The following is a 24,506-nucleotide window of genomic DNA, read 5'->3' on the forward strand; positions in this document are numbered from 1 at the left end:
TCGATTTCTGGGTTAGTGTGGGCGTGCGACGCGGGACTGCTCTCCCGGTGTCGACTCGGCGGCGCTCTACCGGGTTCCCCGCTCCTTCGGCGCGGAGGTGTGCTGGATGAGGTCGATGCGCTGCCGGCCGTACCCGCCCCGTGTGAAGACGCGCAGCGTGAGCCAGGCGAAGAGCGCAAGACCGGCGATCTGGCCGATCAGTCCGGCGGCGCTGCCGTCGCCTGTGGTCTGCGCGGTTTCCCCGGTGAGGCCCGACGCCATGATGCCGAAAGCGACGTAGTTGTTGACGACGTGGATCGCGATCGCTGCCTCGAGGCCGCCGGTGCGCCAGGTGAGCCAGGCGGATACTGCGCCAAGCAACCCGACGGCGAGGAGTCCCCAGATGTCGTAGATGTGGAGGGACGCGAAGCCGATCGAGGGGATCAGGATCGCGAACCAGGGGTTTCTGAGCCAGGCTCCGAGCACTTGCATGAAGAGTCCCCGGAAGACGATCTCTTCGGCAGTGGATTGCAGCGGCACCAGGAGCAGCACGAGCAGCATCGATAGCAGCGCGGCGCGTGCATCGAAGGCAGTCTCGTTCGCAGCCGCTGCAGGGTCGGTGGCGGGCTCGAGGAGCACGCCTGCGGCGATACCGACGAGGTTCATCACGGCGATCGCGAGCACGGAGATGACGAACAGTCGCCCGAGCAGCCCCCAGCGCATGCGGGCCGCGACTGACCAGATCCGGCCGATGGGCCGCATGCCGAGGACGAGCATCGCGAGCAGCACCGCCGGGAGCATGATGATGATCGACACCATGCTCACGAGTACCGAGACGGGCCGTTGGGTGTCGAGCGCCGCGGCAGTGCCGGCGGCGACCTGCGCCGGATAGTCGGGATCCGTGAGCAGGAGCACTGGGATGACGGCCACGGTGACTACCACGGTGAGGATGCCGAAGAAGGCCCCTGACAGCAGGAGCAGGGCGAGCGGTTTCCACCATCGGTAGGCGGAGGTGCCGCGCAGCAGGCTGTGGTAGTCGAGCGGTTCGGTCTCCATGATGCGCAGCTGCGGCGGCGTGCCCCGTGCCCAGCCCCAGGACGGCGACACTGCAGACGGCGCGTGGGGCTCGGACTCGGGGCTGGACATGCGGGGAACTGCGGTTGCGGCTCAGGCGGGGGCGTTCGTCGGCTGCTGCGCGCGGTAGCGGCGGGCGCGGACGAAGGAGGCGATGCCGACGGCGAGGAATACGAGGAGCACGACGAAGGTGACGGTGCTCGCGATCACGGCGTTCGGTCGCTCGGCGGTGCCGGCGAAGAGTTCCCCGATCTTCATCACGTTCATCGCGGTGCCGGCGATGCCGAGGAGGGCGATCGCGAGGGCGGCGTGGATCGCGTGGCGGCGGGCTTTCGGCGCGCGTGAGATGACGGCTGCGACGAGGATGAGCACGCCGAGTGCGGAGGGGATGAGTGCGGTCATGCTGCTCGCGTCGGACGCGAAGTAGGCGACGACGCCGGTGGCGGTGAGGATGCCGCCGACGGCGAAGGTGAGTCCGGTCATGGTCAGTATTCCTTTCGCAGACGCCGCAGGGGTTCTGGGCCGCGCCGGGCGCCCGGGATGTCTCCTCCCCTCCCCCGGGTTCGGGGAACCTCGAGGGATGCGGGCCTTGGCCCGTACTCTACATGATGTAGATGTAAGCTCGTGGGTATGCTGGCTTCCCCGTGGAATCTGATTCTCACCGTCGTCTTCACGTTCACCGGGGTGTACTGCCTCGTGCGCCTCATCGCGCACCGGCCCCCTCCCGGCGCGCGGCGCGGCCCGGTGCTCGAGTCGATGGCGATCCATCTCATGCACCTGGTGATGAGCGCCGGGATGATCGCGATGTGCTGGATGATGTCGATTCCGGCGGCGTCGAACTGGGCGCAGATCGTGGTCTTCACCGTACTTGCGCTCGCCCTAGTGCCGGGGCTCTGGAAGGCGCCGTTGCCGGCCCGCCGCGTCGATCTCGCCGGGCATATCTGGCTCGCTGGCGCGATGGTGTGGATGATCGCGGCGATGCCGCTGCTCATGGCGGACATGGGCGGCGGGGAGCACGGTGGCGGCCACGGAGAGGCCGCTGATGAGGCGATGATGTTGGCGATGACCACCCCGGTGTGGGTGGACGTCGTCAACGTGGTGTTTGTGGCTGGAAGCGCAGCGATTGCACTGTGGTGGGCCTTCCGCGCGGAGACGGTTCGCGGGGATCGGTTGCACGCGCTCTGCCACTGCCTGATGGCGGCGGGGATGACGGCGATGCTGCTGCTCATGAACGGGTAGTCGGCCTGCTATGGCGCGACTTGGAAGAGAGTGGGCCAGAGCAGCAGCGCGAGCGGGTAGCCGACGAAGCTGACGATGTTGAGCAGCCAGTGCGCGACGATGAGCGGCAACGACCTCCCCCAGCGGTGGTAGACCCAGCCGAAGAGGAGCCCCATGACCACGTTGCCGATGAATGCGCCGATGCCCTGGTAGAGGTGGTAGCTGCCGCGCAGCAGTGCGCTTGAGACGATGGTGGAGATCGGGCCGACCCCGAGGCGTCGCATACGGTCGAAGAAGTAGGCGACGACGATGAGTTCCTCGCCGAGAGCTGCACGCAGGGCGGAGAGGATCAGCACGGGCACCGTCCACCAGTAGGCGTCGAGGGCGGTCGGTACGACGTTCGCGTTGATCCCGATGATGCGCGAGAAGAGGTAGAACGCGAGCCCCGGGATCCCGATCGCAGCCGCGAGCACGACACCCCAGCCGGTGTCTGCCAGCCACCACCGGCCGCCCCTGCCGGGGGGGGAGCCGTCCGAGGCCGAGGTTTCCCAGGTGCGGGGCCGCTGTGCGCCAGAGCAGATACGCCACGAGCGCGACGGGTGCGAGTTCCCCCACGAAGCCGAGCAGCTGGTAGGCGAGGTCGAAGAGGGGCTGCTCGGCCAGCGGCCGGTTGATGGTGGCGGTCTGGGAGGCGAGCGCGGTCTCCTGGCTGAGGCGGCGCAGGATCGTGATGATCGACTGCACGCCCGCGTAGCCGAAAGACAGTGCGAGCACGATCGCGAGCTCCCAGCGCAGTCGACGCTTCGAGATCGGGGCAACGTCGAAGCGCGCGTATTGGGGTGGTCGCACCTTTGAGAGCCCGTCTATATCCGGCGGCGGTAGTTCTGCAGCCGAAGGCTGTTGAAGACGACGAGCACCGAGGAGAGTGCCATGGCGCCGGCGGCGATGAGGGGATTCAGTAAGCCGGCAGCGGCGATCGGGATCGCGGCGAGGTTGTAGCCGAACGCCCAGCCGAGGTTCACGCGGATGGTGCGAAGGGTGCGACGGGAGAGCTCGATCGCCTCGGGGATCACGGCGAGGTCTTCCCGAACGAGGATGACGTCGGCCGATTTGAGGGCGATGTCGCTGCCGGAGACGACGGCGAGGCCGAGGTCGGCGGCGGCGAGGGCGACGGCGTCGTTGATGCCGTCGCCGACCATCGCGACCCGCTCTCCCGCCGCTTGCAGCTCGCGAATCGCATCGCCTTTCTCGGCGGGCAGCACTTCTGCGGAGACGCGGTCGATGCCGAGGGTGTCGGCGATCTCCTCTGCGGCCGTTCGGGAGTCGCCGGTGAGCAGCACGGTGGTGAGGCCCTGCTGCTGCAGCGCTTGGATTGCAGCACGGGCGTTCGGCTTGATGGTGTCGGCGAGTCCGAAGCGCCCGATCAGGCGTCCTGCCTGGGAGACGAACACGGTCGATTCCGTGGCGTCGGCCTCGGTGAGGTAGACGCGGGCGGCACCGGTCGAGACGCCCTGCTCGTCCAGGTAGGCGAGGCTGCCGATGTGGACGGTGTCGCCGGCGACGGTGCCGGAGGCGCCCCGGCCGGGCACGGCGATGAAGTCTCTGACGGGGTCGAGGTCGGCGATCTGCTGCTTCGCGGCCGCGACGATGGCACGGGCGATGAGGTGCTCCGATCCCTGCTCCACGGAGGCGGCGACGCGTAGCAGCTCGTGCTCGGCGACGCCGGGAACGGTGGCGATGCTGCGCACGGTCATCTCGCCGGTGGTGAGGGTACCGGTCTTGTCGAGCACCACGGTGGTGATCGTGCCGCTTGCCTCGAGCGCGTCCTGCCCCTTCACGAGGATGCCGAGGCTGGCGCCCCGGCCGATGCCGACCATGAGCGCGGTCGGAGTGGCGAGCCCGAGGGCGCATGGGCAGGCAATGATGAGGGTGGAGATCCCGATCCCGAAGGCCTCTTCAAAGGAGCGGCCGGCGAGCATCCACCCAGTGGTGACGAGGATGGCGAGAACGATCACTCCGGGTACGAAGTAGCGGGTGACGCGGTCGACGAGGGTCTGCACGCGGGCTTTGCGGGCCTGGGCTTGTTCGGCGAGGGCGGTCATCTGCGCGAGCTGGGTGTGTGCGCCGACCGAGCTCGTGCGCACTTCGAGGCGGCCGTTGGTGCTGATCGTGCCGCCGATCACCGCATCGCCGCTCGAGGCAGTGACGGGGAGCGGTTCGCCGGTGAGCATGCTGGCGTCGATGTCGGCGCTACCGACGATGATGGTGCCGTCGGCGGGGAGAGTTTCGCCGGGGAGCACGACGAACACGTCGTCGACGCGGAGTTCCGTGGCGGGCCTGATCTCCTCGGTGCCGTCGCGCTGGATGCGGACGTGCGTGGCGGCAAGCTCGCTGAGAGCGCCGAGCACGTCGCCGGCTTTGCGGCGTGAGCGGGTTTCGAAGTAGCGGCCGGCGAGCTGAAAGGTGGTCATGCCGGCGGCGACGTCCAGATAGATGGCGTTTGCCCCCTCGGGAGTGGCGCCGATGCCAAGCCAGTATCCGGCCCCGCTCCCCTCGATACCGAGTAGCAGCGTCACAACCGACCAGCCGAAGGACGCGGCGATGCCGAGGGAGACGAGGGTATCCATGCTGACGTCGCCGTGGCGGAGGTTTCTGAGGGTGGCCTTGTGGAACGGCCAGGCCGCCCAGGTGACGATCGGCACGGCGAGGGCGACGCAGAGCCATTCCCAGCCGGGGAAGCGCCACTCGGGGACGAGGGCGAGCACGATCGTGAGATCCATGAGCGGCACGGTGAGCACGGCGGCGAGGATGAGCCGTCTGCGCAGCGAGGTGATGCGCACTTCGGTAGCGCGCTTTGACCAGGCGTCGTCGGCGTCGTCGTGGATGCGCGCCCCGTAGCCGGCTTTCTCGACGCGCTCGAGTGCTTCGCTCGCGCGAGCGGCGCCGAGGCCAGAGACGATGGCGCGCTCGGTCGCGTAGTTCACGCTCGCGGTGACACCCTCGATCTTGTTCAGGGCGCGCTCGACGCGTCCCGCGCAGGCGGCGCAGGTCATGCCTGAGACGTCGAGCTGCAACGGCTCGACGACATCGGGGGCGAGGGTCACGACTGGGGCTCCTCTTCGCTCCGGGGCGCGGGTCGTCCAGGGCCTGCGGCTTGCCGTCGATTGGCGAGAGTTTCGAGCATCTTGTTGTAGTCGTCGAACTCCTCATCGCGGCCGGAGTCCAGGTGTCGATCCTTGCGGCGGGCCTCTTTCGCGTCCTGCCGCGACCATTGGATGCCGAGCGCGATGATGACGAGCAGCAGCGGCAGCTCGCCGCCAGCCCAGGCGACGCCGCCGCCGAGGTATTGGGAGGCTTGGAGGTTTGTCCAGGGCAGCCCGAAGTAGAGGTAGAAGTTCTCCGCGATCCACTCGCCATCAGCCATCATCAGGATCACGCCGAAGAACGCGTGGAACGGCATCGCGGCGAGCACGAAGCCGAGCTTGCCGATGTGCGGGAGGGGGCGCGGCGGTCGGTCGACCCCGATTACGAGCCCGTAGAAGAGGTACCCGGCGATGATGAAGTGGACGTTCATGAGCTGGTGCGCCCAGTGGAACCGCATGCCCTCTTCGAAGATCCCGGTGAAGTACAGCCCGTAGTAGGAGCCGACGAAGAGCACGAACACGAACAGCGGGTTGTAGACGAGGCGGAGCGCCTTCCAGTGCAGCATCCAGGTGATCCAGAGGTGCAGGCCTGCTGGTCTGGTGGGGTCTGCGCGGGTCGCCCGCAGCAGCAGGGTGATGATGCCGCCCATCACCAGGAGGATCGGGGCGAGCATGTTCAGGCTCATGTGCACGATCATGTGCGTGCCGAAGTCGGGGGCGGAGTACTTGCCGAAGCCCGAGCTCGTGGCGAAGACGATGACGCACCACCCGCCGATCCAGGAGGCCGTGCGGCCGATCGGCCACCGGTCGCCGCGCGTGCGTAGCACGCGCACCGCCCAGAGGTAGGCGGCGATGGCGGCGATCGCGAGCACGATGAAGAGGAGATTGGGCCGCCAGTGCGTCAACCACACGAGCATCGAGGGTGCCTCGTCGACGTCGAAGCCGAGGAACACCTGGGAGATGCTGGTGGGCTGGAAGTAGTGGGGTGGCGGGATCCTCGTCATCGCCGCGGTGATCCCGATCCATCCGGTGATCGCTAGGGTCGCGATGGCGGGCGGCAGGGCAGCGGGCTGTGCCGGGTTTGCGCGCTGGGCCGCGCGCCAGCCGAGCAGGGCGACGGTGAGGAGTGCCAGGCATGTCCAGCGTGCGAGGATCTGCCAGCCCGTCTCGGACTCGAGGAGGCTCGATCCGGCAAGCTTGAACCAGGTCAGAACGAGGTCGGTGGCGATGATGAGCGCAATGCCCGCGAGCACGAAGCTGGTGAGGCGGGTGACGATGACCGGGTCGAGGGTGCGGCCGCTCGCGGCGCGGATGGCGGCGATGAGGATGACGCCGAAGACTGCTCCGGTGGCGAGGGTTTGATAGGTGCCGGCGTCGCTGCCGAGGTCGTGATTCGGGCCGACGAGGATCTGCCCGACGACCACGGGGGCGAGGATGCCGAAGCAGGTCACCCAGAGCGGGATGAGGAGTCCTGTCCACCGGGTGACGAACTGGCAGACGAGTGAGGTGATGACGGCGGCGACCAGCGACACCGTCCAGGCTCGCGGGAAGGCGCTCGTCTCGTAGAGGAAGGCGAATGCGCCCGGCTCCGTGAGACGCGCGAGGGGCATGCCGCTGCTGTCGAGCGATTCGAAGACCACCATGCCTGCCGACACCATCGCCCAGGCGACCGAGGCGATACGCAGCAGGGCGAGTTCGAGGCATGGCTCGATCCGTTTGGCCTGTTTGCCGCGAGCGTCACGGAAGAACAGGAGGTACAGCAGGGCGCCGAGGGTGAGCATGGCGGCGAGATCGCCGAGTCCCTGCCCGAGCGCGGTCGGCACGGCGACGTCGAAGCCAGGGAAGGTGAGGTAGATCTGTTCATAGGCGGCCGGCCCGATGCGGAGCGTGGCGACGATCGGGGGGACGATGATCGCAAGGAGACCGAATGCCGCGATCGCCAGAGCGACGGCGGTGCGACGTGGCGAGCGCTCCCGTGAGGCCTGAGCGGGCGTGGTCGTGGCCGCGCTGCTGCTCATCGTGCCCGCTCGCGGATGGCGGTGAGTTCGAAGCCGGCCTCGCTGACGGCCTGCGTGAGGGCGTTGGTGCTGAGGGGGTGGGCGACGTCGAGGATCACCCGGCCGGAGGTCACGTCGACGTCGTCGACGTCGACGCCGCTGAGCGCGCTGAGCACCGTGGTCAACGTCTGAGCGCAGTGGCTGCAGGTCATGCCGTTGACGGTGAGTTCCTGCTTGCTGGTCACGTCCATCGCCGTCGTCCTCTCCTCGGGATACTCGCTTAAGACTACAAGATGTAGACGTACGCGAGCTTGGCGCGGGCAGCCGGCGCGACGAGGTCAGCGCAACTGTGCGGCGGCGTGCAGGCCCTGCGGGATGCGGCGTCGCTGCGGGGTAGGCCAGCGTTTCCGGGTGAGGCGCTCGGCCCGGAGGGTCATGCCGACATCGTGCGTCGCGGCTGCGAGGACGATGAGTGCATTCGCGAGGTGTGCGGCCCCGACTTGACGGGCGGCGGCATCGTCGGCAGCGAGCTCGATCTGCAGGCGGGTGGCGCGTTCGAGCGCTCGGCTGGCTCGGGTACCCGGCAGGACGAGCGTGTTGAGCTGGGCAATGCGGATGGCGAGTCCGTGCTGGTGGCGCAGGTGGGCGAACTCGTGGGCGAGCACGGCTTGCAACTGCGGCGGGGTGAGGAGCTGCTCCATGGCTGAGGAGACGAAGATCTCGGGACGTCTGCCGGGGACAGCATAGGCTTCGGGCGTCTCCGAGTGGAAGCGGACGAGGGTGAATCCGATGTGCTCGTCTCTCGCGTAGGCGACAGCGTGGGAGTGGGAGGCCGGGCGCAGGGACTGCAGCGAGCCGGCGAAGGTGAAGGCGAAGACGAGGAAGACGCCGGAGATCCCGGCGGCGACCCAGATCGCCGCTGATACGGTCACGCTGGTGGTGTGCGGGATGGTGTGCCGCAGCGACTCGACCGCGACGATGCCGAGGGCGATGCCGGCGAGGGCGGTCGCGATGCCCACGCCGAACGACCCGAACCAGACCGTCAGCGCGGCTCTCGGGTGGAAGAGGTGCCAGCGTCCTGCGGTGAGCACGCGCGGGCAGAGCACGGCGAGCGCGAGGGCCGTGCCCAGGAGAACTAGGGCAAGGAGCAGCACGGTCGGTTATCCTTCGGGCTTCGCCTCGCCGAAGGCGTCCATGAGCGCGGCGACGTCGTCTTCGGCGAGATTCCCGGCGAAGGCGAGCAGGGCGGCCCGCCGGTCGGCGGCCTGCTCGAGCGCGGAGGTCATCGTCTCGCTCGCCTCCTTCTCACTTGATCGCAGCGGTCGGAAGCTGATCTTCCGGGGCGAGTCGCCGATCCGTTCGACGCGGCCTTTCCCTTCCAAGCGGGTAAGTGCCGTCATGAGCGTCGTGTAGGCCGGCACGGGTTCGCTGAACATGGTCTGCAGTTCGCGCGCGCTCACGGCGCGCTCCTGTTCGTGGAGTCGTTGCATGACCTCGTCTTCGAGACCGCCCCATTCGCGTTTGCGCACCCCGGCCATGTCGTACCCTCCTCGTCGATGATTTTTACTCTACATCTCGTCGAGTTATTGCATTGTTCTCACAGCATGCAACAGTAGCCTCTGCGCATGGAGAACTGGTGGGCGAACGCGCTCTGGTCGCTCACCCCGTCGGTGATCATCGGCGCCTTCTTCTGGTTCGTGATCCGCGCGATCTCTCGGGCCGATCGCACGGAGCGCCGGGTCTATAAGCAGATCGAGGCCGAGGAGCGCGCGAAAGCTGGTCTCCCGCCGAAACAGCAGCCTCCCGCGCAGTCGCCGGCGGCTGCCGAGCCCGCGCCTGTCGAAGAGACGCCGGAGTGAGCACGCTGGCCGGTCAGTCAGCGGTGATGCCCTCATGATGCATGGGGCACAAGCGGACGGCGTCCCCGGTGAGAGCTAGCACCTTCTCGGCTGCTGCGAGGATCGCAACGACGGCGTCGGGATGCGCGAGCGAGTACATCGAGGCCCGCCCCTCGGCTCGCGAGACGACCATGCCGGTGTCTTTCAAGCAGGCGAGATGCTTGGAGACGGTGCTCTGGGAGAGACCGAGGTGCTTCACCAGGTCGACCACGCGGTGCTCCCCGAGTTGCAGATGCTGCAGGATCACCAGTCGGGAAGGATCGCCGAGGCTATGGAAGAGGGCTGCCGCAGAGGTCAGCGCCTCGGCTTCGGCAATCGTCGGCAGCTCATGAGAACGTTCGGCTTGCATCGTCATATCACGATGTTATCTCCGAATCGGCAATCACTCTAGGTTGGAGGCAGCCGCGACCTATTGGCGAAAGATAACATCGCCAAACGACGATGTTATCTATATAGTGAAGTGTATTGACCAGTACCGAATGAGAACGGAGATCTCGAATGGGCGCAGGACATGATCACGGCCCGGGCGTGGCCGAGGCGGGACAGCCCGGCGACTATCGCCGTAAGCTCTGGATCGCCTTCGGCATCACCGCAACGATCGTCGTCGCGCAGGCCGTGGGTTCCGTCGTCACCGGAAGCCTCGCACTGCTCACTGACACCGCGCATGCCATCACCGACGCCTCGGGGCTGCTGGTCGCGCTGATCGCGGCGACACTGATGCTGCGGCCGGCGACGTCGACGCGCACCTGGGGGTTCCGCCGGATCGAGGTGATCGCCGCGCTCGGGCAGGCGACGCTACTGCTCGTGGTCGGCTTTTACACCGCCATCGAGGGCATCCGGCGCCTATTCGAACCGCCGGAGGTGCCTGCGACCGAGCTGCTGGTCTTCGGTATCGTCGGCCTCGCCGCGAACATCACCGCCATCCTCATTCTCTCCTCGAGCCGAGGCGCAAACTTCAATATGCGCGCCGCATTCCTCGAGGTGCTCAACGACGCGCTCGGCTCCCTGGGCGTGATCGTCGCCGCCATCGTGATCGCCACCACGGGCTTCCAGCGCGCCGACGCCCTCGCCGGCCTCTTCATCGCCGCGCTCATCGTGCCCCGCGCCTTCAAGCTGATGCGCGAGACGACGAGCGTGCTCATGGAGTTCACCCCCAAGGGCCTCAATCTCGACGAGGTGCGTGCGCACATCCTCGAGCTCGAGCACGTCAAGGATGTGCACGACCTGCACGCTTCGACGGTCGCGACCGGTCTGCCGACGATCACCGCGCATGTCGTCGTCGAGGATGAATGCTTCACCGACGGGCATGCTGCCGAAGTGCTCCATGCGGTGAAGGAGTGCGTAGCGGAGCACTTCGAGGTGTCGGTCAACCACTCGACCTTCCAGATCGAGACGGCGCACATCAGCGACGACGAGCCGGTGGGCGTCAAGCACCCATGAGCGAGTGGCGCGGGATCGGCGGCGGAGCATGACGAGCGCCCCCACGACTCCGCTGCGCCGCCGCATCGAACGAAACTGGCGGCGGCTGAACGGCCCCGCCCGGGTCGCGGGGGTCGACCTCGCTCGCGGGCTCGCGGTGCTGGGCATGTTGGCGGCGCATCTGCTCTGGCTCGGCTCGCTGTCGTGGACGGAGCCGTCGACATGGGGGGCGATCGTGAACGGTCGCTCCTCGATCCTCTTCGCCACGCTCGCTGGCGTCTCGCTCGGCCTCTCCACGGGCGGCCCGAGGCCTCCGAGCGGTGCCGGGCTCGGCCGGGCGAGGCTGCGGGTGGTGATCCGGGCGCTGTTGATCTGGCTTATCGGCGTGCTGCTCATCAGCCTCGACGTACCGGCGGCGATCATCTTGCCGACTTATGCGGTCATCTTCGTCCTGGCGCTCCCCCTGCTCGCGCAGCGCGCCTCACGGCTGTTCCTCGCAGCCGCGATCGTCGTGCTCGTGGCTTCGCCCGTGGTGGTGTGGGCGAATGCCTCGCCGTGGTGGGAGAGCTACGAAGGCTGGCTCACCGGGCTCTACATCGGATGGAACTATCCGTTTCCGCTGTGGGTCGCGTTCACCCTCGCGGGCCTCGGTCTGGCGCGCGCGGGGATGTGGTCGCGGCGGGTGCAGTGGGCGGCACTCGGCCTTGGCATGTTGCTGGCGGTAGCCGGATACAGTCTCTCCCCCGGCGCGGAGTCGTCGGAGGAGTCGGCTGATCGACCGTTCCTTGAGGCCTGGTGGACGGCGGATCCGCACTCGAGCGGCGTGCTCGAGGCGATCGGGAGCGGCGGCTTCGCGATCGCGGTGATCGGCGTGTGCCTGCTGCTGTGCTCTGCCGGACGGCTGCCGTGGCTCACCTTCCCGCTCCGGGCGGTAGGGTCGATGCCGTTGACGGCCTATGTGCTGCAGATCGTGGGCTGGGCCCTCGCCTCGACGATCCTGCTCGGCTCCGCGCATGAGCATGCGTTCCGCGATCTCGACCCGTTTCTCCCGATGACGCTCGCCACGATTGTGCTCTCCGTGGTGTGGAGTCTGCTGGTCGGGCAAGGGCCGCTGGAAGCTCTGATCGGTCGGCTCTCGTCGTTCGGCGGGCCGCCTGGCTCCTCCGGGGGCAATGCGCAGCAGCGCCAGCATATCCTTGAGCCGTGACTGTCGACCCCGCTCTCGCCGCATGATCGTCTGGTTCGGCATTGCCCAGATCGTCCTCGCCCTGCTCGCGGCGCTCGTCTGCATCCTTGAGTTCTCCCGCAAGCGAGGCCCCAACGACTACACCCTCGGCGCGACCCTGCTTGTCGGGGTGCTGCTCATCGCGCAGGTAGTCGTCGGCATCGTGCAGCCTGTCGCAGGCAATCCCGCCGTGGGGGATCCGCTCGAGTTCTGGATGTATCTCATCGTCGCGCTACTCATCCCGTTCGGTGCGGCGTTCTGGGCGCTCGTCGACCGTCGCCGCACGGCGAACCTCGTGCTGGTCGTCGTGAACTTCGCCGTCGCCGTCATGCTCTACCGCATGATGGTGATCTGGGGATGAGTGAGTTCGACGCTGACCGGCACGCCGCGCCGCGGTGACATCGCCCGCCGCCCGGCTGAGGTTTGAGAGAATGGCGGAATGGCAGCTTCGCACACGGATGAGACTCGGCGTCGGCTGCTCTCCGAGTCCTACCGTCGTCTCCGACCAGATGCGCATGTGGCGTTCGTCGATGAGAGCTACGTCGTACCCGAGGTCGCACACGGTGCACGCACGTTCTACATCGCGACCGCATATGTGTCGCCGGTTCGACTCCATCAGCCGGTGCGTGATGATCTCGGGTCGATCGTCGGCGGAAGCTACTGGCATACGAGCGAGGCACACGTGGAGGGCGACGCGGAGACGATCCACGAGCTCTGCCGCTACCTCGCCGCAGCCGAGGAGGACGAAGCGTTCCTGTTGGCGGTGCAGTCGCCGATCGAAGATGCTCCTGGCGGCGATGAACTCGCTCGCGAGGCATGCTTGACGGCACTGCTGGGGAACCTGCACGAGGGGCAGCTGACGCCTCGGCCGTCGCTCGTCGTGGCCGAGGAGCGACGCCACCAAGGACAGCGGGCCCGTGATCTGCGGACGATCAAGACGATGCGACAGGCGCAGGTGATCGGCCAGATGCAGGTGACCTTCACCTCACCGTCAGTGGAGCCGCTGCTGTGGGTGCCCGACATCGTGGCGTTCGCGCAGAGCCACCTTGAGCGTGGGAGCGACGCGGGCTATGCCGTGCCGCTGGCGCCGCTGCTGCGGGTCGTGCCCGTGGAAAAAAGCAACCCCCGGTAGCCGAAGCAAGAGACCGGGGGCCGCCGGAGCTATCGAGCGCTGGGCTGGAATGCTCCGGTTTGCACTCACTAGTGTAGCCGCATCGTCCAGTGTAGGCAAGACCCGGCAAGACGACAGATCAGCGACGCGGAGGGCGTTTCTTCCGCCTGCCGCGCTGCTGCCATCGGCGCTTGAGCCGTGAGCCGAGCCGACGCGAGCGGTAGACGAAGTCGTCGAGCTCCTCGCGAACGGTCGGATCCTCGCGGCTGTCGCGCGGGGGTGCGCCGGCGACACCGATGACGGCGATCAGGGCGGACATGATGAGCAGCTGCGTGATCCAGAGGGCGATCTCCACGCCTGCTCCTTTCGATGGCCCGGGTCGGGAAGACGCTCCGGCGCATGCGGCCGGTGGCGACCGCTACTGCTCGAGGAAGGCGTCTTCCTCTTCGGCGTCGGTCGTGCCGCGCCGGGCCTTGCGCGCTGCGGCTCGTCGCTGCTGCCGCAGCACGGCTTCGCTGCCCGCATTCAGACCGCGATGCTCCTGCCGGGCGGCGTAGACGACGCCGAAGGCGGCGATGAGGATGAACACATACCATTGCAGCGCGTAAGAGAGGTGCGGGCCTTCATCGCGCTCCGGTGGCTCGGGGAGCACCCCGGTTTCGGCCTTGGGGGTTTCCCCGATGAGCATGCCGTACGCCCCGGTGTAGGCCTCATCGAAACCGCCGATCCGGGCGATCTCGGGCAAGTTGATACTGGCGACCGTGCTGCCCTGAGCGAGGCGCCCGGCGATCTGCGGTTCACTCGCCCGAAGTCGCACGTCGACCTCGACCGGCCCGGTTGGGGCTGCAGGAATGCTGTCGAGCCAGGCGTCGCCCGCATTCGCCTCGTTGCCATTGACCGGCACCCAGCCGCGGTCGACGATGAACATCAACCCCTGATCGGTGCGCAGAGCTTGGAGGAGATGTGAGCCGACCCCTTCGGGCCCGGGTCGGTTGCGGGCGAGGAAGGGGTTGCCGAGGTACTCGCCGCGCACGGTGGCGGTCTGCCATTTCAGTGCGTCTTCGTCGAAGCCAGCAGGGTCGGGCACAGCGTCATCGAGCGGGATAGCTGCGGCGTCGTAGTTCTGCTCAATGCGCGCGATCTCCGCTCGGGCATCGGCTCGCCGGTCGAACTGCCAGTCAGCGAGCCAGACGCAGACGATGCAGAAGATGACGAGGAGGACGTAGTACCCGAGCCAGCGGCGCGATCGCAGGAACGACCAGCCCGGTTGCGATTGGGGCGGCTCCTGGGGTCGCTCATGTCCTCCGTGGACTGGGCCCTGCCCGGAGGTGGCGGTGTGTGTCGTCATGCCGCTCAAGGGGTGCGCAGCATGCCGGAGTCGACACGGAGTGTGAGGGCGGCAAGCATCATGCCGGTCATCCTTTCCTGAGCCGCCCGCAGCTGGGCGGCCTCGCTGCTACGGCAGGGAGCTGAAGCCTTCGAGTGTGATCTTCCCGACCGCCGTGCCGCTCTCGATGAAGCGATGGGCTTCGGCGACGGTCGCGGCGTCGATCTCGCCGAGCGTGCTGGTCAGCGTGCTGCGGAGCTTCCCGGCGTCGACGAGCTCGCCGACCTGTCGGAGGATCTCGCCCTGCTCGGCCAGGTCGAGGGTCTGCAAGCGAGAGCGCATGAACACGTCTTCGGGGTGCAGTGAGATGCACTTCGACTGGAACGGCTGCACGTCGAGCTCGGGGTGATCGGTGTACCCGAAGCGCCCCTGCGGGGCGAGCAGTTCGAGGATGTCGCCCTGTCTCTCCTCGGATCCCGCGGTGGAGAGCACGAAGCCGGGCGCCCCGAGGCCGAGCTCGGCCACCTGTGGGGTGAGCGGCCGGCGGTGGTCGAGGACGTGGTGGGCGCCAAGGTTCGCACACCACGCCTTCGTGACTGGGCGGCTGGCGGTGGCGATCACGGTGACGTTGGTGAGGGCGCGCAGCAGCTGAATGGCCATCGACCCGACTCCCCCGCCCCCGCCGATGATGACGACTGCGGATGCGGCTCCCGGCACGGGCCGCGTCACCTCGAGCCGGTCAAAGAGCAGCTCCCACGCGGTGAGCGCTGTCAGCGGCAGCGCCGCCGCGTGCGTGTCGCTCAGCGAGGCCGGAGCGTGAGCAGCGAGGTGGGCATCGACGATCTGGTATTCGGCGTTGCTGCCCGGCCGGTCGATCGCTCCCGCGTAGAAGACGCGGTCGCCAACGGCGAAGTGTTCAAGCAGCGGTTCGTCCTCGACGGACGCGCCGAGTCCGACGATTGTGCCAACGGCGTCGTAGCCGAGAACGCGAGGCTGCCCGGCGCGGGGTTGCTCGGTGGCGCGAATCGCACAGTCCACCGGGTTCACGGAGACAGCGTGCACCTGCACCAGCAGATCGTGTTCCTCGGCTTCGGGTATCGGCAGCTCGACGTCGCGGAGAGCCCCGTCTTCGTCGAGGGGGCCTGGGTGGGTATATCCAACGGCCTTCATGTTTGTCCCCTTTCCTGCATGTAGATGAGTCGTGGGCTCCGGCACGAGTGCGGCGTCACCGGTTGCGGCCTCTGCGCGCGGCACGGCATGGGGCGTCGGCGTGCCAGAGGCGGGTCTTGAGCGGATGCGGTGTCTAGAGGTGACATCGTGCTAGATGAACGGGGTCGGATCGATGAAGTTGCCGCCGGAGAGCACTTCGTAGTGGACATGGCAGCCGAAGCTCATCCCGGTGTTGCCGACGTAGCCGATGACAGCTCCGGCGGGCACCCATTGGCCGGAGACCACCGGCGGTGTGCCGATCTGATGCGCGAAACGGGTCTGATAGCCGTTGTCCTGGTTGAGGTAGGTCATGTATCCGCCGAAGTTGTCGACCCAACCGGCGACGGCGACGGTGCCGGAGGAGGGCGCGACGATGGGGGTGCCGCAGCCGGCTGGGAGATCGAGCCCGGTGTGACTCGGTGGTTGCCGGAAGTAGGTGGAGATCCAGGAGATCGGCACCGGCTGGTACCAGCCGGCACCGCCGGGGGTCCCGCCGCCACCCCCACCGCCGCCACCTCCGCCGCTCTGTTGCTTTCTGCGCTCCTCCTCTTCGGCGCGGAGGCGTTCCTCGTAACCGGCGACCGTGTCGGTGGTCGCGTCTTTCAGAGCGGCGAGCTGCGCCTCGAGCTCACGCTGCTGCGCTTCTTGCGCGAGGAACGTAGTGCGCTGTGCGTCGAGGTTCTCAGCGGCGGTCTGGGCCAGCTGTTCGGCATCGGCTCGCAACTGATCGCGCTCCGTGCTCGCGGCGTCGGCTTGCTCGCCCAGCGAGGAAGCCGTGTTGCGGGCGAGCTCAGCCCTCGCGGCGATGGTGGTGTTGCGCCGGGTGGCTTGCTCCATCATCGCGAGGCGGTTCAGCAGGGCGTCGGTGGTCGCTGCGTCGGTCTCGAAGAACATGTCGGCACTGCGGTCGATACCGCCGGAGCGATACATCTGGCCGACGACGACCCCCGCTTGGTCTGCGGCGACGTTGGCTTCCTCACGGCTCTTGTCGGCCTTCGCTTGGAGCGTCTCAGCGCGGAGCGCGGCGTCGGCTGCTGCGGTCTCGGCGTCCTGCCAGCTCGCGTTCGCTTGTTCGGTCGCGACCCGGAGCAGCTCGAGCTCCGCCAGGCTCTGCTCGAGCAGTCCTTCGATCTCCGTGACTTTCGCGGCGGCGGCCGCCTCGTTCCGCTTCGCGGCCTGCACGTCGTCCCAGGTGGGCAGCTCGACCCCGTGGGCGGGCGTCGCCCCTCCCGAGAGGAAGAGGGCGAGGCCGACCAGGGCGGCCGCGAGAGCGCCGACGAGCCGGCGTCTCCGAACGCTTGAGGTGATATTCATCTGTCTGCTCCTCCTGTCTGCGGAGTGTGAACGGTCGGATCCTGGGTCTCTAGTCGCGAGGCCGTTTGATGAGTGCTCCGGCGATCAGGAAGACGCTGCCGGCGATGGGCTGGGCGAGGATCCAGAAGATGCCGCTGAAGTTGAACGGATAGACGGGGTTCCAGAGCACGGCGATCGCGACGAAGACTGGCACCCACCACCAGTGGCGGGCTTGAACCGCGAACCAGGCGACGATGAGCGCGAGGATAGCGATGATGAAGCGGAAGACGGTGAACCAGTCGGTGCCGATGAAGGCGACCGCGACGATGAGTAGGGCGAGTGCGATGAATCCCGGGAGCAGCGCGTTGCGCTGGTAGGACGGGGGCTGCTGTTTCTGACTCATGAGTCCGTCGTTTCTGCTCGGGTGGTTACGGGACTACTGGTCGGCAGTTCGGCCTCGGCGCTCTCGACCGAATCGTCGGTATCTCGAGCGCGGGAGGCTGCGTGGAGGCGCCAAGCACCGAGGGCATAGAGCACGACGCCGGCCCCGATCGCGACGTCGGCGAGGTTGCCGATGAACAGGTGACCGTAGGCGAGGAAATCGGTGACCGCACCGCTGCCGAATCCTGGCGGGGCGAAGATGCGATCGGCGAGGTTGCCGAGGGCACCGCCAAGGATCAGCCCGATCGAGGCGGCGTAGATGCGGTACTTCGTGCGGAGGGCGGCCCGGATAAGGAGCACGGAGGCGACGATGCCGAGCAGCGTGATGAAGGGGGTGAGCTGGGCACCGATCGAGAACGCGGCCCCGGTGTTGAAGGCGAGCTGCAGCCCGAAGAGGTCGCCGAGCACGGGGATGCGGTTCTCCGTGTCGAGGAAGTGCAAGGCGAGTTGTTTGCTGATCACGTCGACCGCGATCGTGAGGGCGGCGATGGCGCAGCTGTAGACGAACAGCAGTCGGCGGGAGGGACGGCGGCTTCGGGGCTGCGCCGACGGGCCGGTGCGCTCATCGGCGGGCGGGTCGTGCGGGAGTTCGTAGGTCATGATGCTTTCGGCGGGAGTTCGGCTGCTGCGCCGCCCTTTGCGGAGGCAGGCGCGGGCGGGAGGGAGGTCGTGCGGCTCCGTCGCTCGAGCAGGCCCAGTGCGAGGAGCCCGCCGAGCGCGGCGATGGGGATGATGAGGGTGAGGGTCGGGCCGACGAGCACGGCCGGGGTGAGCCCGGTGCGCAGTGGTACGGCGGTGACGGCGGCCGCCGGAGAATCGGCGGGTGCGCCGTCGATGATGGTGCCGTCGGGGGCGATGATCTGGCTGGTGCCCACGGTCGATACGTTCACGACGGCACGTCCGGTCTCGATGGCGCGCATACGCGCGAACTCGAGCTGCTGCAGGTTCTCGTCAGTGCCCCGGAAGTCGGCGTTGTTGGTCTGGAAGGCGTAGAACTGCGCACCGCCTCGCACCCCGTCCCAGATCACCGAGTCGTAGATGACATCGAAGCAGATTGCGAGCCCGACTTGGATGCCGTCGACGGAGACGAGCGGCGGGTTCGTACCCGGCGTGTACTCGCGCTGGATGAGGCCGACCAGGTCGGGGACGATGCGTTCGTAGAACCACCGGTCGGGCACATATTCGCCAAAGGGCACCGGGTTCACCTTGTCATGCATCTGCTCGGCGCTGCCGGCCTCCCAGAGCATCGACGTGTTGTAGGTGTCCTCGCCTCGCGCGGTGGCCGCATTCATGAGGAGCGGGGCCTCGGCGTTTGCGACGAGCTCGTCGAGGATGCGGGCGGTGGCCGGGGTGTTCAGCGGATCGGAATCGACCCCACCCTCGGGCCACACGAGCAGATCCATCGGTTCACCGAGGAGTGCGTCGCTCGCTTGCCGCTGGGCGGCGAGCACATCGCCGGGGCTGCGCGTGTCGAAGTAGCCGGCAGGCCCATCACCCTGCACCCAACCGACGCGGAGGCTGCCCGCTGCAGTCGTGGGGAACGCCGGCACGAGCAGCAGGGCGAGGATCACCGCTGCGGGCAGCAGCTTGGCGCGTCTCCGGGGTGCGGGCCGGGCGGCCCAGTCGACGACGCACGCGCAGAGCCAGACGATGAGCAGGGTGAGGCCGGCGACGCCGACCCAGGAAGCGGCTTCGGCGAAGGGGCCACCAGCCTGGGACATGCCGATTCTGCCCCACGGGAACCCGCTGTAGGGCCAGGTTCCGAGGAGGAGCTCGCGTGCGGCCCACAGCACCGCGATGAGCACCGGGAGTAGGAATCGGCGGGTGGCGCGGCGTTCGAGGAGAGCGCCCCAGCGGTAGGCGAGGGCGATCGGGATCGCACCGAGCGCGAAGAGCAGCGATTCGACCCCGGCGAGCGCGACCCACGGGATCGGGCCGAGGAACTGCACGACCCACATGAGGTGCGTGAAGTAGAACGCGGCGCCGTAGGCGAGACCCACGAGAAACGCTCCCCCGATGCTGCGGCCTATCAGCGTCCAGAGCCCGCCGGCGATGCTGAGGAAGGCGAGCGGCCACCAGCCGAGGCTCGGGAACGCGGCGTCGAGCAGCAGGCCCGAGAGGGCGGCGATCGGGATCGCCGCGCCCCACGGCAGGCGACGCACCGTGGTGGTGGTGCGCTGCTCGCGCGCACCGCGCCCGAGTGCCGTGCGGGGCACGTCGGGGTCGTCGCGCAGCGGGAGCGTGTCCGTGGTCGTCACAGCGGCCTCCTTCCTGGTGCTCGAATCGCGGGTGTGGTCGGGGGCGGCTCAGCTGACGCCGGAGTAGGCGTGCAGGCCCTGGAAGTAGAGGTTGACGATGGTGAAGTTGAAGATCACCGTGGCGAAGCCGATGAGCGACAGCCACGCCGACTTCGTGCCGCGCCAGCCGCGGGTGGCGCGGGCGTGGATGTACCCGGCGTAGATCACCCAGATCACGAACGTCCACACCTCCTTGACGTCGAAGCCCCAATAGCGGCCCCAGGATTCGTTCGCCCAGATCGCTCCGGCGATGAGCGTGAACGTCCAGAAGATGAAGCCGAGAATCGCGAAGCGGTAGGCGAGCGTCTCGAGCACCTCGGCCTTCGGGAGCGTGCGCAGGTAGCCGCGATCCGGGGCAACCTCTTCGCCCCCGGTGGCCTTGATCCGCTCGCGGCGTGCCTGCAGCAGCTGCATCGTCGATAGGCCCGCCGCGATCGCGAGCAGCGCGGTGGCGAGCGAGGCGACGAAGACGTGGATGATGAGCCAGATGCTCTTGAGCGGATCCATCAGCGGGGTCACTTCGACGTAGAAGGAGATCGTCGATCCACCGAGGAAGAACACCACCATGCCGACGATGAAGACGCCGAGGAACCGGAGGTCGTACCAGCGCAAGGCGGCGAGGTAGACGGAGACGATCAGCAGGGTGCCGATGAGGGCGAACTCGTACATATTCGCCCACGGCACCCGTTCGGCCGCGATCCCGCGCGTGACCGTGGCGGCGAGATGGAGCGCGAAGCCGAGGGCGGTGAACGCGATACCGAGGCGCGCGAAGTAGCGCCGTGACCGTTCGGCACTGGGCACGCGGAGGCTCCCCTCCCCTCCCCCGTTCTGCGGGGAGGCTGCGGGGCCTCCGGCCGCGCCGACGAGCGCGGCCTCCCGCTGTTTGATGGGTGCGGCCGAGGCGCGCTGCGAGAGGTCGTAGGCGAAGGCGAGGAACGCGAGGACGTAGATCGTGATCGCTGACCAGACGGCGAGCACGGAGAACTCGTCGAGCGCGGCCTGCAGTTGCAGATCCATGGCTACTCCTTGCTCTCCGCGATCGCCGCGTCGAGGGCGTCGGTGATGTCGGTGATGGTCTGGGGTTGCAGCAGCTCACCGTTCAGGAAGAACGTCGGGGTGCCGCGCACGCCGAGCGAAATGCCGGCGTTGTGGTCTTCTTCGACCCTCGCTTGGGTTGCAGGGTCGGCGACGGCCGCATCGAAGGCGTCCATGTCGAGTCCGAGCTCCTCGGCATAGCCGCGGATCTTGTCGGCCTGCGAGTCTTGCTGCTCCGCCCATTCGGACTGCGACTCGAAGAGCTTCTGGTACATCTCCTCGAACTTGCCCTGCTGCGACGCGGCCTCGACAGCGATGGCGGCGTTCATGGAGTTCGTGTGGTTGGTGATGAAGTAGCGGGCGACATAGGTGATCTGCCCGTCGTACTGTTTGCGGATCTCCTCGATCACCGGGTAGACGGCGCCGCAGGCCTCGCATTCGAAGTCGAGGAACTCGACGAGCACGGGTGCACCCTCGCCGGCGTCGTCGAGGACGTGCGAGTTCTCCTGCACGAGCGGCACTTCGCTCTGCGTGGGGGTTCCGCCGCCCGTTCCGCCGCTGTTCGACGCCTCGCCGGGCGCCTGGACTTCGGGCCGGTTGAGCACCGAGATGAGGATCAGGATGAGCGCGATGAGCAGCACGGCGGGAATGGCGATGAGTGCCGCCTTCTGCGAGGTGCTCAGCTTCTTGTTCGGTTTCTGCACGGTGTGCGGGGGCCGGTTCATGGGGTTCCCTTCTTGAAAAGCGGTGACGGTAGTTGCTCGGCGATGGCCGAGAGGTGGCTGGTGCGGAACTGTTCGACGGCGCGCTCGAGGCCTGGATCCTCACCGCGGGCGAGGCCGGCGTACTCGATCTTGACCTTGCGGCCGCCGACGACTGGTCGGGTGAGGGTGGCTTTCACCCAGAGCCGACGGCGCGGCACGAGGAGGCCGGTGATGAGGCCGACCGTGGCGAGGATGGAGAAGACAAGCACCCAGGTGGCGCCGGTGTCGCGCTGGATCTGCAGCGAGACGAAGCGCTTGATCGACTCTTCGGCGCCCTCGGTGACGGTGAGATCCTCGAAGGTGATAGTTCCCATCCCGTTCGGGAGGTCGGCGGTGTCGCCGGGGGTGAGCTCGATCGAGTCGATACCGGTGTCGCCGCCGGTGATCTGGGTCATCGATTGGGTGTCGAGCTGGTACACCGAGCGCGGAGTGCCGTCGTCAATGCCGAGGTCTCCTGTGAACACGTTGAACGTCATCATCGGGTTGTAGAGGTCGGGGAACACCGAGTAGTAGGCGCCGGTGTCCAAGGTGCTCTGCGTCGGGTACAGGAAGCCGATGAGCCCGACCTGCTCAGGCAGACCGTCGGGGACTTTGATCACGCCGAGCGAGGTCATCGCGGAATCCTGCGGGAGGAAGGGCTGGGGTTCCTGGTAGACGACGTCTCCGGCGGCGTTGCGGATCGTGATCATCGGCGCGTAGCCGTTACCGAGGAGGTAGATGCGGTCGCCATTCACCTCGATCGGTGCGTTCACCCGCACGGTCTCGGCACGGGTGTCGTCGTCCCCGGCCTCTCGGATGGAGAGGTGGGCAGCGAAGTTGCCTGCCTGCCCCGCACCGGGCTTCCCAGGGTCGACGTACTCGACGTCGAAGCTGTCGAGGCTCAGTGCGTAGGGGGTGAGTGAGCTTCGGTCGAAGTACCGTCCTGGCGAGAACGAGGAGTAGGCGCTCTCGCTGTTCACGAAGGTGGTGCCTTGGACGATGACGCGATCGCCGGTGTAGTTGAGGCCGGTGCTCAGCAGCACGGTCACGAGGATCCCGACGAGTGCCGAGTGGAAGACGAGGTTGCCGGTTTCGCGCAGGTAACCGCGTTCGGCGGATACCGACCAGGAAGTCGCGCTGTCGTAGCGGGCGGTGCGGTATCCGCGGCGTCGCAGCTCGCTCTCGGCGATCGCGATGGCCTGGGCGACGTCGGCTTCGGAGGTGCGATCATCGACGAGTTGCAGATCGTTGGAGGAATAGCCGACCATGCGCTGCAGCCGGGCCGGGGTCTTCGGCGCCGGCGCGCGGAGCGCTTTCGCATGATGCTTGATCCGCGGGATGATGCAGCCGATGAGGGAGACGAACAGCAGCAGGTAGATGGCCGAGAACCAGGCCGAGCTGTAGACGTCGAACAGCTGCAGTTTGTCGATGGTGGGGGCGAGCTCGGGGTTGTCGTCGAAGTACTTCACGACGCCGTTGGGGTCGGCTTGGCGCTGTGGGAAGAGCGAGCCGGGGATCGCGGCAATCGCCATGAGCAGGAGCAGGATGAGCGCGGTGCGCATGCTCGTGAGCTGCCGCCACCCCCATCGGAGCCAGCCCTGCCACCCGAGGCCGACGTCGCCGCTGCCGCGTTCGGTGGAGTCGACGTGATCGCTTGGGCGTCCGGGGAGGGTATCGTTCTCAGAGCGGGAGCTGGACATTCGCCATCACCCCCTGCAGGGAGGACATGAGGCGCGTCCAGAGCCCGCTTACCATGAGCAGGCCGAGCACGACGAGGACAACTCCGCCGGCGATGTTGATGGCGCGGATGTGACGCCGCAGGAACGACATCGAGCGGGTGGCCCAGCCGAGCCCGAGGGCGAGCAGCAGGAACGGGATACCGAGGCCGAGCGAGTAGGCGACGCCGAGCAGCCCCGCACGGACGGGGTCGCCGAGGTTCCACGACACGGAGATGATCGCGGCGAGGGTGGGCCCGATGCACGGTGTCCAGCCGATACCGAGGGCGAGACCGAGCAGTGGCGCCCCGGCGAGGCCCAGGCGTGAGCGGAAGCGGGGTCGGACAGTGCGCTGCATCTTGCGGAAGACCCCGACGAAGGCGAGCCCCATGACGATCACGACGACGCCGAGGATACGGGTGGCGATGTCGGCATAGGCGAGGAAGACCTGGCCGAAGACACCTCCGAGCACGGTGACAGTGACGAACACGATGGAGAATCCGGCGATGAACAGGAGAACACCCAGGAGCAGGCGGCGGCGCTGTGCGGTGGTGCCGCGGGCAGGTGCAAAGCTCGGCTCGACGGGGGCGACGGCGGAGCCAAGGTAGCCGAAGTAACCGGGTACGAGCGGAAGCACGCAGGGGGAGGCGAAGGAGACGAAGCCGGCGAGTGCGGCGATGAGCACACCCGCCCAGAGTGCGCCGTCGAAAACGAGATCGCTCGGGTTCATGGCGTCTCCGCGAGTGCGTCGGCGACGAGCGTGTCGAGGATGGAGGCGGACTCGAGTTGCCCGATGATGCGGGCCGCGACGCGCCCCTCGCGGTCGAGCACGAGCGTGGTGGGCGTGGCCTGGATCGGGGTGACGCCGGCGAAGGCCTGCTTGACGCGGCCGTCGTTCACATCGATGATGCTCGGGTAGGTGATGCCGTTCTCTTCGGCGAAGGCGACGGCGGTTGCGGGCTGGTCGTAGATGTTCACACCGAGGAACCCGACGCCCTCATCCTGGTAGTTCAGCCAGACCTCCTCGAGCATGGGGGCCTCGATGATGCAGGGGCCGCAGGCGGCGTACCAGAAGTTCACGACGTACACCTCTCCGGCGTAGTCGTCGCTGGAAACCGGGTCGCCGTATTCGGTGGTGCCGCTGAAGCTCACGGCGGCGCCACGCTCGTCGACCGGAATCTCGACGATGCGGCCATCAGAAGTGCCGCTTCGCTCACTGCCCTGCTGGTACTGTTCCGACATCGGCGCGGCGGCTGTGCAGCCGATCAGCCCAATGCTGATTGCGGCGGTCGCTACGAGTGCGGTCAGCAGCAGGTACGTCGGTTTGGACGTCCTCAAGTTCCTGGTTCTCCTCATTCCTCAACGCGTGGTCGCGGGCATGG

At 67.6% G+C, this 24,506-nt stretch carries 27 protein-coding genes; 6 read left to right on the forward strand and 21 right to left on the reverse strand.

The window, feature by feature from the left end:
* Nucleotides 1–66: 66 nt before the first annotated feature.
* Nucleotides 67–1,125 (reverse strand): CPBP family intramembrane glutamic endopeptidase, encoded by a 1,059-nt coding sequence (locus PQI23_RS10605; protein WP_339974331.1) that lies wholly within the window; start codon nt 1,123–1,125, stop codon nt 67–69.
* A gap of 21 nt (nt 1,126–1,146) precedes the next feature.
* Nucleotides 1,147–1,536 (reverse strand): hypothetical protein, encoded by a 390-nt coding sequence (locus tag PQI23_RS10610; RefSeq protein ID WP_024356163.1) that lies wholly within the window; start codon nt 1,534–1,536, stop codon nt 1,147–1,149.
* 147 nt (nt 1,537–1,683) lie between these two features.
* Here PQI23_RS10610 and PQI23_RS10615 point away from each other — a divergent pair, with 147 nt between their 5' ends.
* The gene (locus PQI23_RS10615; RefSeq protein WP_339974333.1) at nt 1,684–2,292 is read left to right on the forward strand and encodes a DUF5134 domain-containing protein; all 609 of its coding nucleotides are present in this window, start codon (nt 1,684–1,686) and stop codon (nt 2,290–2,292) included.
* A gap of 8 nt (nt 2,293–2,300) precedes the next feature.
* Here the strand turns inward: PQI23_RS10615 and PQI23_RS10620 are convergent, their stop codons facing one another.
* The 6 genes from PQI23_RS10620 to PQI23_RS10645 all read right to left on the reverse strand — a co-directional run bounded on the left by PQI23_RS10620 (nt 2,301) and on the right by PQI23_RS10645 (nt 8,949).
* On the reverse strand, nt 2,301–2,744 hold the full coding sequence (locus PQI23_RS10620; RefSeq protein ID WP_339974335.1) for a CPBP family intramembrane glutamic endopeptidase: 444 nt from the start codon (nt 2,742–2,744) through the stop codon (nt 2,301–2,303).
* A 390-nt stretch (nt 2,745–3,134) separates the two neighbouring features.
* Entirely contained in the window at nt 3,135–5,375 is a 2,241-nt protein-coding gene (locus PQI23_RS10625) for a heavy metal translocating P-type ATPase (RefSeq protein ID WP_339974337.1), read from the reverse strand.
* Nucleotides 5,372–7,432, reverse strand: a complete 2,061-nt coding sequence (locus PQI23_RS10630; RefSeq protein WP_339974339.1) for a cytochrome c oxidase assembly protein — start codon at nt 7,430–7,432, stop codon at nt 5,372–5,374. The genes PQI23_RS10625 and PQI23_RS10630 overlap by 4 nt, the downstream gene beginning before the upstream one ends.
* Nucleotides 7,429–7,662, reverse strand: coding sequence for a heavy-metal-associated domain-containing protein (locus PQI23_RS10635; protein ID WP_339974341.1), 234 nt, complete (start codon nt 7,660–7,662; stop codon nt 7,429–7,431). The genes PQI23_RS10630 and PQI23_RS10635 overlap by 4 nt, the downstream gene beginning before the upstream one ends.
* Before the next feature lie 87 nt (nt 7,663–7,749).
* Nucleotides 7,750–8,565 carry a M56 family metallopeptidase gene (locus PQI23_RS10640; protein WP_339974343.1) on the reverse strand — a complete coding sequence of 272 codons (816 nt, stop codon included), beginning with the start codon at nt 8,563–8,565 and terminating at the stop codon, nt 7,750–7,752.
* Between the two features lie 6 nt (nt 8,566–8,571).
* Nucleotides 8,572–8,949 carry a BlaI/MecI/CopY family transcriptional regulator gene (locus PQI23_RS10645; RefSeq protein ID WP_017883900.1) on the reverse strand — a complete coding sequence of 126 codons (378 nt, stop codon included), beginning with the start codon at nt 8,947–8,949 and terminating at the stop codon, nt 8,572–8,574.
* Nucleotides 8,950–9,036: 87 nt separating this feature from the next.
* On the opposite strand from PQI23_RS10645, the gene PQI23_RS10650 reads away from it, so the two are divergent.
* Nucleotides 9,037–9,270, forward strand: a complete 234-nt coding sequence (locus tag PQI23_RS10650) for a hypothetical protein (protein ID WP_017883901.1) — start codon at nt 9,037–9,039, stop codon at nt 9,268–9,270.
* Between the two features lie 13 nt (nt 9,271–9,283).
* On the opposite strand, the gene PQI23_RS10655 is transcribed toward PQI23_RS10650, so the two are convergent.
* Nucleotides 9,284–9,664, reverse strand: a complete 381-nt coding sequence (locus PQI23_RS10655; RefSeq protein ID WP_339974347.1) for an ArsR/SmtB family transcription factor — start codon at nt 9,662–9,664, stop codon at nt 9,284–9,286.
* A gap of 143 nt (nt 9,665–9,807) precedes the next feature.
* On the opposite strand from PQI23_RS10655, the gene PQI23_RS10660 reads away from it, so the two are divergent.
* The 4 genes from PQI23_RS10660 (at nt 9,808) to PQI23_RS10675 (ending at nt 13,085) form a co-directional block, all read left to right on the forward strand.
* Nucleotides 9,808–10,749 carry a cation diffusion facilitator family transporter gene (locus PQI23_RS10660; RefSeq protein WP_024356167.1) on the forward strand — a complete coding sequence of 314 codons (942 nt, stop codon included), beginning with the start codon at nt 9,808–9,810 and terminating at the stop codon, nt 10,747–10,749.
* Nucleotides 10,750–10,777: 28 nt separating this feature from the next.
* On the forward strand, nt 10,778–11,935 hold the full coding sequence (locus PQI23_RS10665) for a heparan-alpha-glucosaminide N-acetyltransferase domain-containing protein (RefSeq protein WP_339974350.1): 1,158 nt from the start codon (nt 10,778–10,780) through the stop codon (nt 11,933–11,935).
* Nucleotides 11,936–11,957: 22 nt separating this feature from the next.
* On the forward strand, nt 11,958–12,314 hold the full coding sequence (locus tag PQI23_RS10670; protein ID WP_339974352.1) for a hypothetical protein: 357 nt from the start codon (nt 11,958–11,960) through the stop codon (nt 12,312–12,314).
* 78 nt (nt 12,315–12,392) lie between these two features.
* Nucleotides 12,393–13,085, forward strand: coding sequence for a hypothetical protein (locus tag PQI23_RS10675; RefSeq protein ID WP_339974354.1), 693 nt, complete (start codon nt 12,393–12,395; stop codon nt 13,083–13,085).
* A gap of 118 nt (nt 13,086–13,203) precedes the next feature.
* Here the strand turns inward: PQI23_RS10675 and PQI23_RS10680 are convergent, their stop codons facing one another.
* The 12 genes from PQI23_RS10680 to PQI23_RS10735 form a co-directional block, all read right to left on the reverse strand.
* Nucleotides 13,204–13,419, reverse strand: a complete 216-nt coding sequence (locus PQI23_RS10680; RefSeq protein ID WP_017883907.1) for a hypothetical protein — start codon at nt 13,417–13,419, stop codon at nt 13,204–13,206.
* 63 nt (nt 13,420–13,482) lie between these two features.
* A complete protein-coding gene (locus PQI23_RS10685) occupies nt 13,483–14,412 on the reverse strand; it encodes an SURF1 family cytochrome oxidase biogenesis protein (RefSeq protein ID WP_339974357.1) in 930 nt (309 codons plus the stop codon).
* A 108-nt stretch (nt 14,413–14,520) separates the two neighbouring features.
* Nucleotides 14,521–15,561: a zinc-binding alcohol dehydrogenase family protein gene (locus PQI23_RS10690; protein ID WP_339974359.1), complete on the reverse strand. Its 1,041-nt coding sequence runs from the start codon at nt 15,559–15,561 to the stop codon at nt 14,521–14,523.
* Between the two features lie 150 nt (nt 15,562–15,711).
* Nucleotides 15,712–16,914, reverse strand: coding sequence for a M23 family metallopeptidase (locus tag PQI23_RS10695; RefSeq protein WP_339974361.1), 1,203 nt, complete (start codon nt 16,912–16,914; stop codon nt 15,712–15,714).
* Nucleotides 16,915–16,963: 49 nt separating this feature from the next.
* The gene (locus PQI23_RS10700; RefSeq protein WP_017883912.1) at nt 16,964–17,296 is read right to left on the reverse strand and encodes a DUF6804 family protein; all 333 of its coding nucleotides are present in this window, start codon (nt 17,294–17,296) and stop codon (nt 16,964–16,966) included.
* Entirely contained in the window at nt 17,293–17,934 is a 642-nt protein-coding gene (locus PQI23_RS10705; RefSeq protein WP_017883913.1) for a signal peptidase II, read from the reverse strand. Before PQI23_RS10705 ends, PQI23_RS10700 begins: the two co-directional genes overlap by 4 nt.
* On the reverse strand, nt 17,931–19,592 hold the full coding sequence (gene lnt / locus PQI23_RS10710; RefSeq protein WP_339974363.1) for an apolipoprotein N-acyltransferase: 1,662 nt from the start codon (nt 19,590–19,592) through the stop codon (nt 17,931–17,933). The genes PQI23_RS10705 and lnt overlap by 4 nt, the downstream gene beginning before the upstream one ends.
* Before the next feature lie 48 nt (nt 19,593–19,640).
* Nucleotides 19,641–20,648, reverse strand: a complete 1,008-nt coding sequence (gene ccsB / locus PQI23_RS10715) for a c-type cytochrome biogenesis protein CcsB (protein WP_339974364.1) — start codon at nt 20,646–20,648, stop codon at nt 19,641–19,643.
* Between the two features lie 2 nt (nt 20,649–20,650).
* A complete protein-coding gene (locus PQI23_RS10720) occupies nt 20,651–21,391 on the reverse strand; it encodes a DsbA family protein (protein WP_339974366.1) in 741 nt (246 codons plus the stop codon).
* Nucleotides 21,388–23,109, reverse strand: a complete 1,722-nt coding sequence (gene resB / locus PQI23_RS10725; protein ID WP_339974368.1) for a cytochrome c biogenesis protein ResB — start codon at nt 23,107–23,109, stop codon at nt 21,388–21,390. The genes PQI23_RS10720 and resB overlap by 4 nt, the downstream gene beginning before the upstream one ends.
* Nucleotides 23,090–23,854 carry a cytochrome c biogenesis CcdA family protein gene (locus PQI23_RS10730; RefSeq protein ID WP_017883918.1) on the reverse strand — a complete coding sequence of 255 codons (765 nt, stop codon included), beginning with the start codon at nt 23,852–23,854 and terminating at the stop codon, nt 23,090–23,092. Before PQI23_RS10730 ends, resB begins: the two co-directional genes overlap by 20 nt.
* Entirely contained in the window at nt 23,851–24,366 is a 516-nt protein-coding gene (locus tag PQI23_RS10735) for a TlpA family protein disulfide reductase (RefSeq protein ID WP_017883919.1), read from the reverse strand. The genes PQI23_RS10730 and PQI23_RS10735 overlap by 4 nt, the downstream gene beginning before the upstream one ends.
* Between the last annotated feature and the right edge of the window lie 140 nt (nt 24,367–24,506).

Source organism: Leucobacter sp. USCH14 (assembly GCF_037619215.1).
In the GTDB taxonomy this organism is placed as follows: domain Bacteria; phylum Actinomycetota; class Actinomycetes; order Actinomycetales; family Microbacteriaceae; genus Leucobacter.

Coding starts and splice junctions, on each gene's coding strand:
- PQI23_RS10655 (WP_339974347.1), bottom strand. CDS start 9,664: ATGACGATGCAAGCCGAACGTTCTCATGAGCTGCCGACGATTGCCGAA.
- PQI23_RS10735 (WP_017883919.1), bottom strand. CDS start 24,366: ATGTCGGAACAGTACCAGCAGGGCAGTGAGCGAAGCGGCACTTCTGAT.
- PQI23_RS10690 (WP_339974359.1), bottom strand. CDS start 15,561: ATGAAGGCCGTTGGATATACCCACCCAGGCCCCCTCGACGAAGACGGG.
- PQI23_RS10630 (WP_339974339.1), bottom strand. CDS start 7,432: ATGAGCAGCAGCGCGGCCACGACCACGCCCGCTCAGGCCTCACGGGAG.
- PQI23_RS10605 (WP_339974331.1), bottom strand. CDS start 1,125: ATGTCCAGCCCCGAGTCCGAGCCCCACGCGCCGTCTGCAGTGTCGCCG.
- PQI23_RS10650 (WP_017883901.1), top strand. CDS start 9,037: ATGGAGAACTGGTGGGCGAACGCGCTCTGGTCGCTCACCCCGTCGGTG.
- ccsB (WP_339974364.1), bottom strand. CDS start 20,648: ATGGATCTGCAACTGCAGGCCGCGCTCGACGAGTTCTCCGTGCTCGCC.
- PQI23_RS10610 (WP_024356163.1), bottom strand. CDS start 1,536: ATGACCGGACTCACCTTCGCCGTCGGCGGCATCCTCACCGCCACCGGC.
- PQI23_RS10665 (WP_339974350.1), top strand. CDS start 10,778: ATGACGAGCGCCCCCACGACTCCGCTGCGCCGCCGCATCGAACGAAAC.
- PQI23_RS10730 (WP_017883918.1), bottom strand. CDS start 23,854: ATGAACCCGAGCGATCTCGTTTTCGACGGCGCACTCTGGGCGGGTGTG.
- PQI23_RS10720 (WP_339974366.1), bottom strand. CDS start 21,391: ATGAACCGGCCCCCGCACACCGTGCAGAAACCGAACAAGAAGCTGAGC.
- PQI23_RS10675 (WP_339974354.1), top strand. CDS start 12,393: ATGGCAGCTTCGCACACGGATGAGACTCGGCGTCGGCTGCTCTCCGAG.
- PQI23_RS10635 (WP_339974341.1), bottom strand. CDS start 7,662: ATGGACGTGACCAGCAAGCAGGAACTCACCGTCAACGGCATGACCTGC.
- PQI23_RS10685 (WP_339974357.1), bottom strand. CDS start 14,412: ATGACGACACACACCGCCACCTCCGGGCAGGGCCCAGTCCACGGAGGA.
- PQI23_RS10705 (WP_017883913.1), bottom strand. CDS start 17,934: ATGACCTACGAACTCCCGCACGACCCGCCCGCCGATGAGCGCACCGGC.
- PQI23_RS10700 (WP_017883912.1), bottom strand. CDS start 17,296: ATGAGTCAGAAACAGCAGCCCCCGTCCTACCAGCGCAACGCGCTGCTC.
- PQI23_RS10615 (WP_339974333.1), top strand. CDS start 1,684: ATGCTGGCTTCCCCGTGGAATCTGATTCTCACCGTCGTCTTCACGTTC.
- PQI23_RS10660 (WP_024356167.1), top strand. CDS start 9,808: ATGGGCGCAGGACATGATCACGGCCCGGGCGTGGCCGAGGCGGGACAG.
- PQI23_RS10695 (WP_339974361.1), bottom strand. CDS start 16,914: ATGAATATCACCTCAAGCGTTCGGAGACGCCGGCTCGTCGGCGCTCTC.
- PQI23_RS10670 (WP_339974352.1), top strand. CDS start 11,958: ATGATCGTCTGGTTCGGCATTGCCCAGATCGTCCTCGCCCTGCTCGCG.
- PQI23_RS10645 (WP_017883900.1), bottom strand. CDS start 8,949: ATGGCCGGGGTGCGCAAACGCGAATGGGGCGGTCTCGAAGACGAGGTC.
- resB (WP_339974368.1), bottom strand. CDS start 23,109: ATGTCCAGCTCCCGCTCTGAGAACGATACCCTCCCCGGACGCCCAAGC.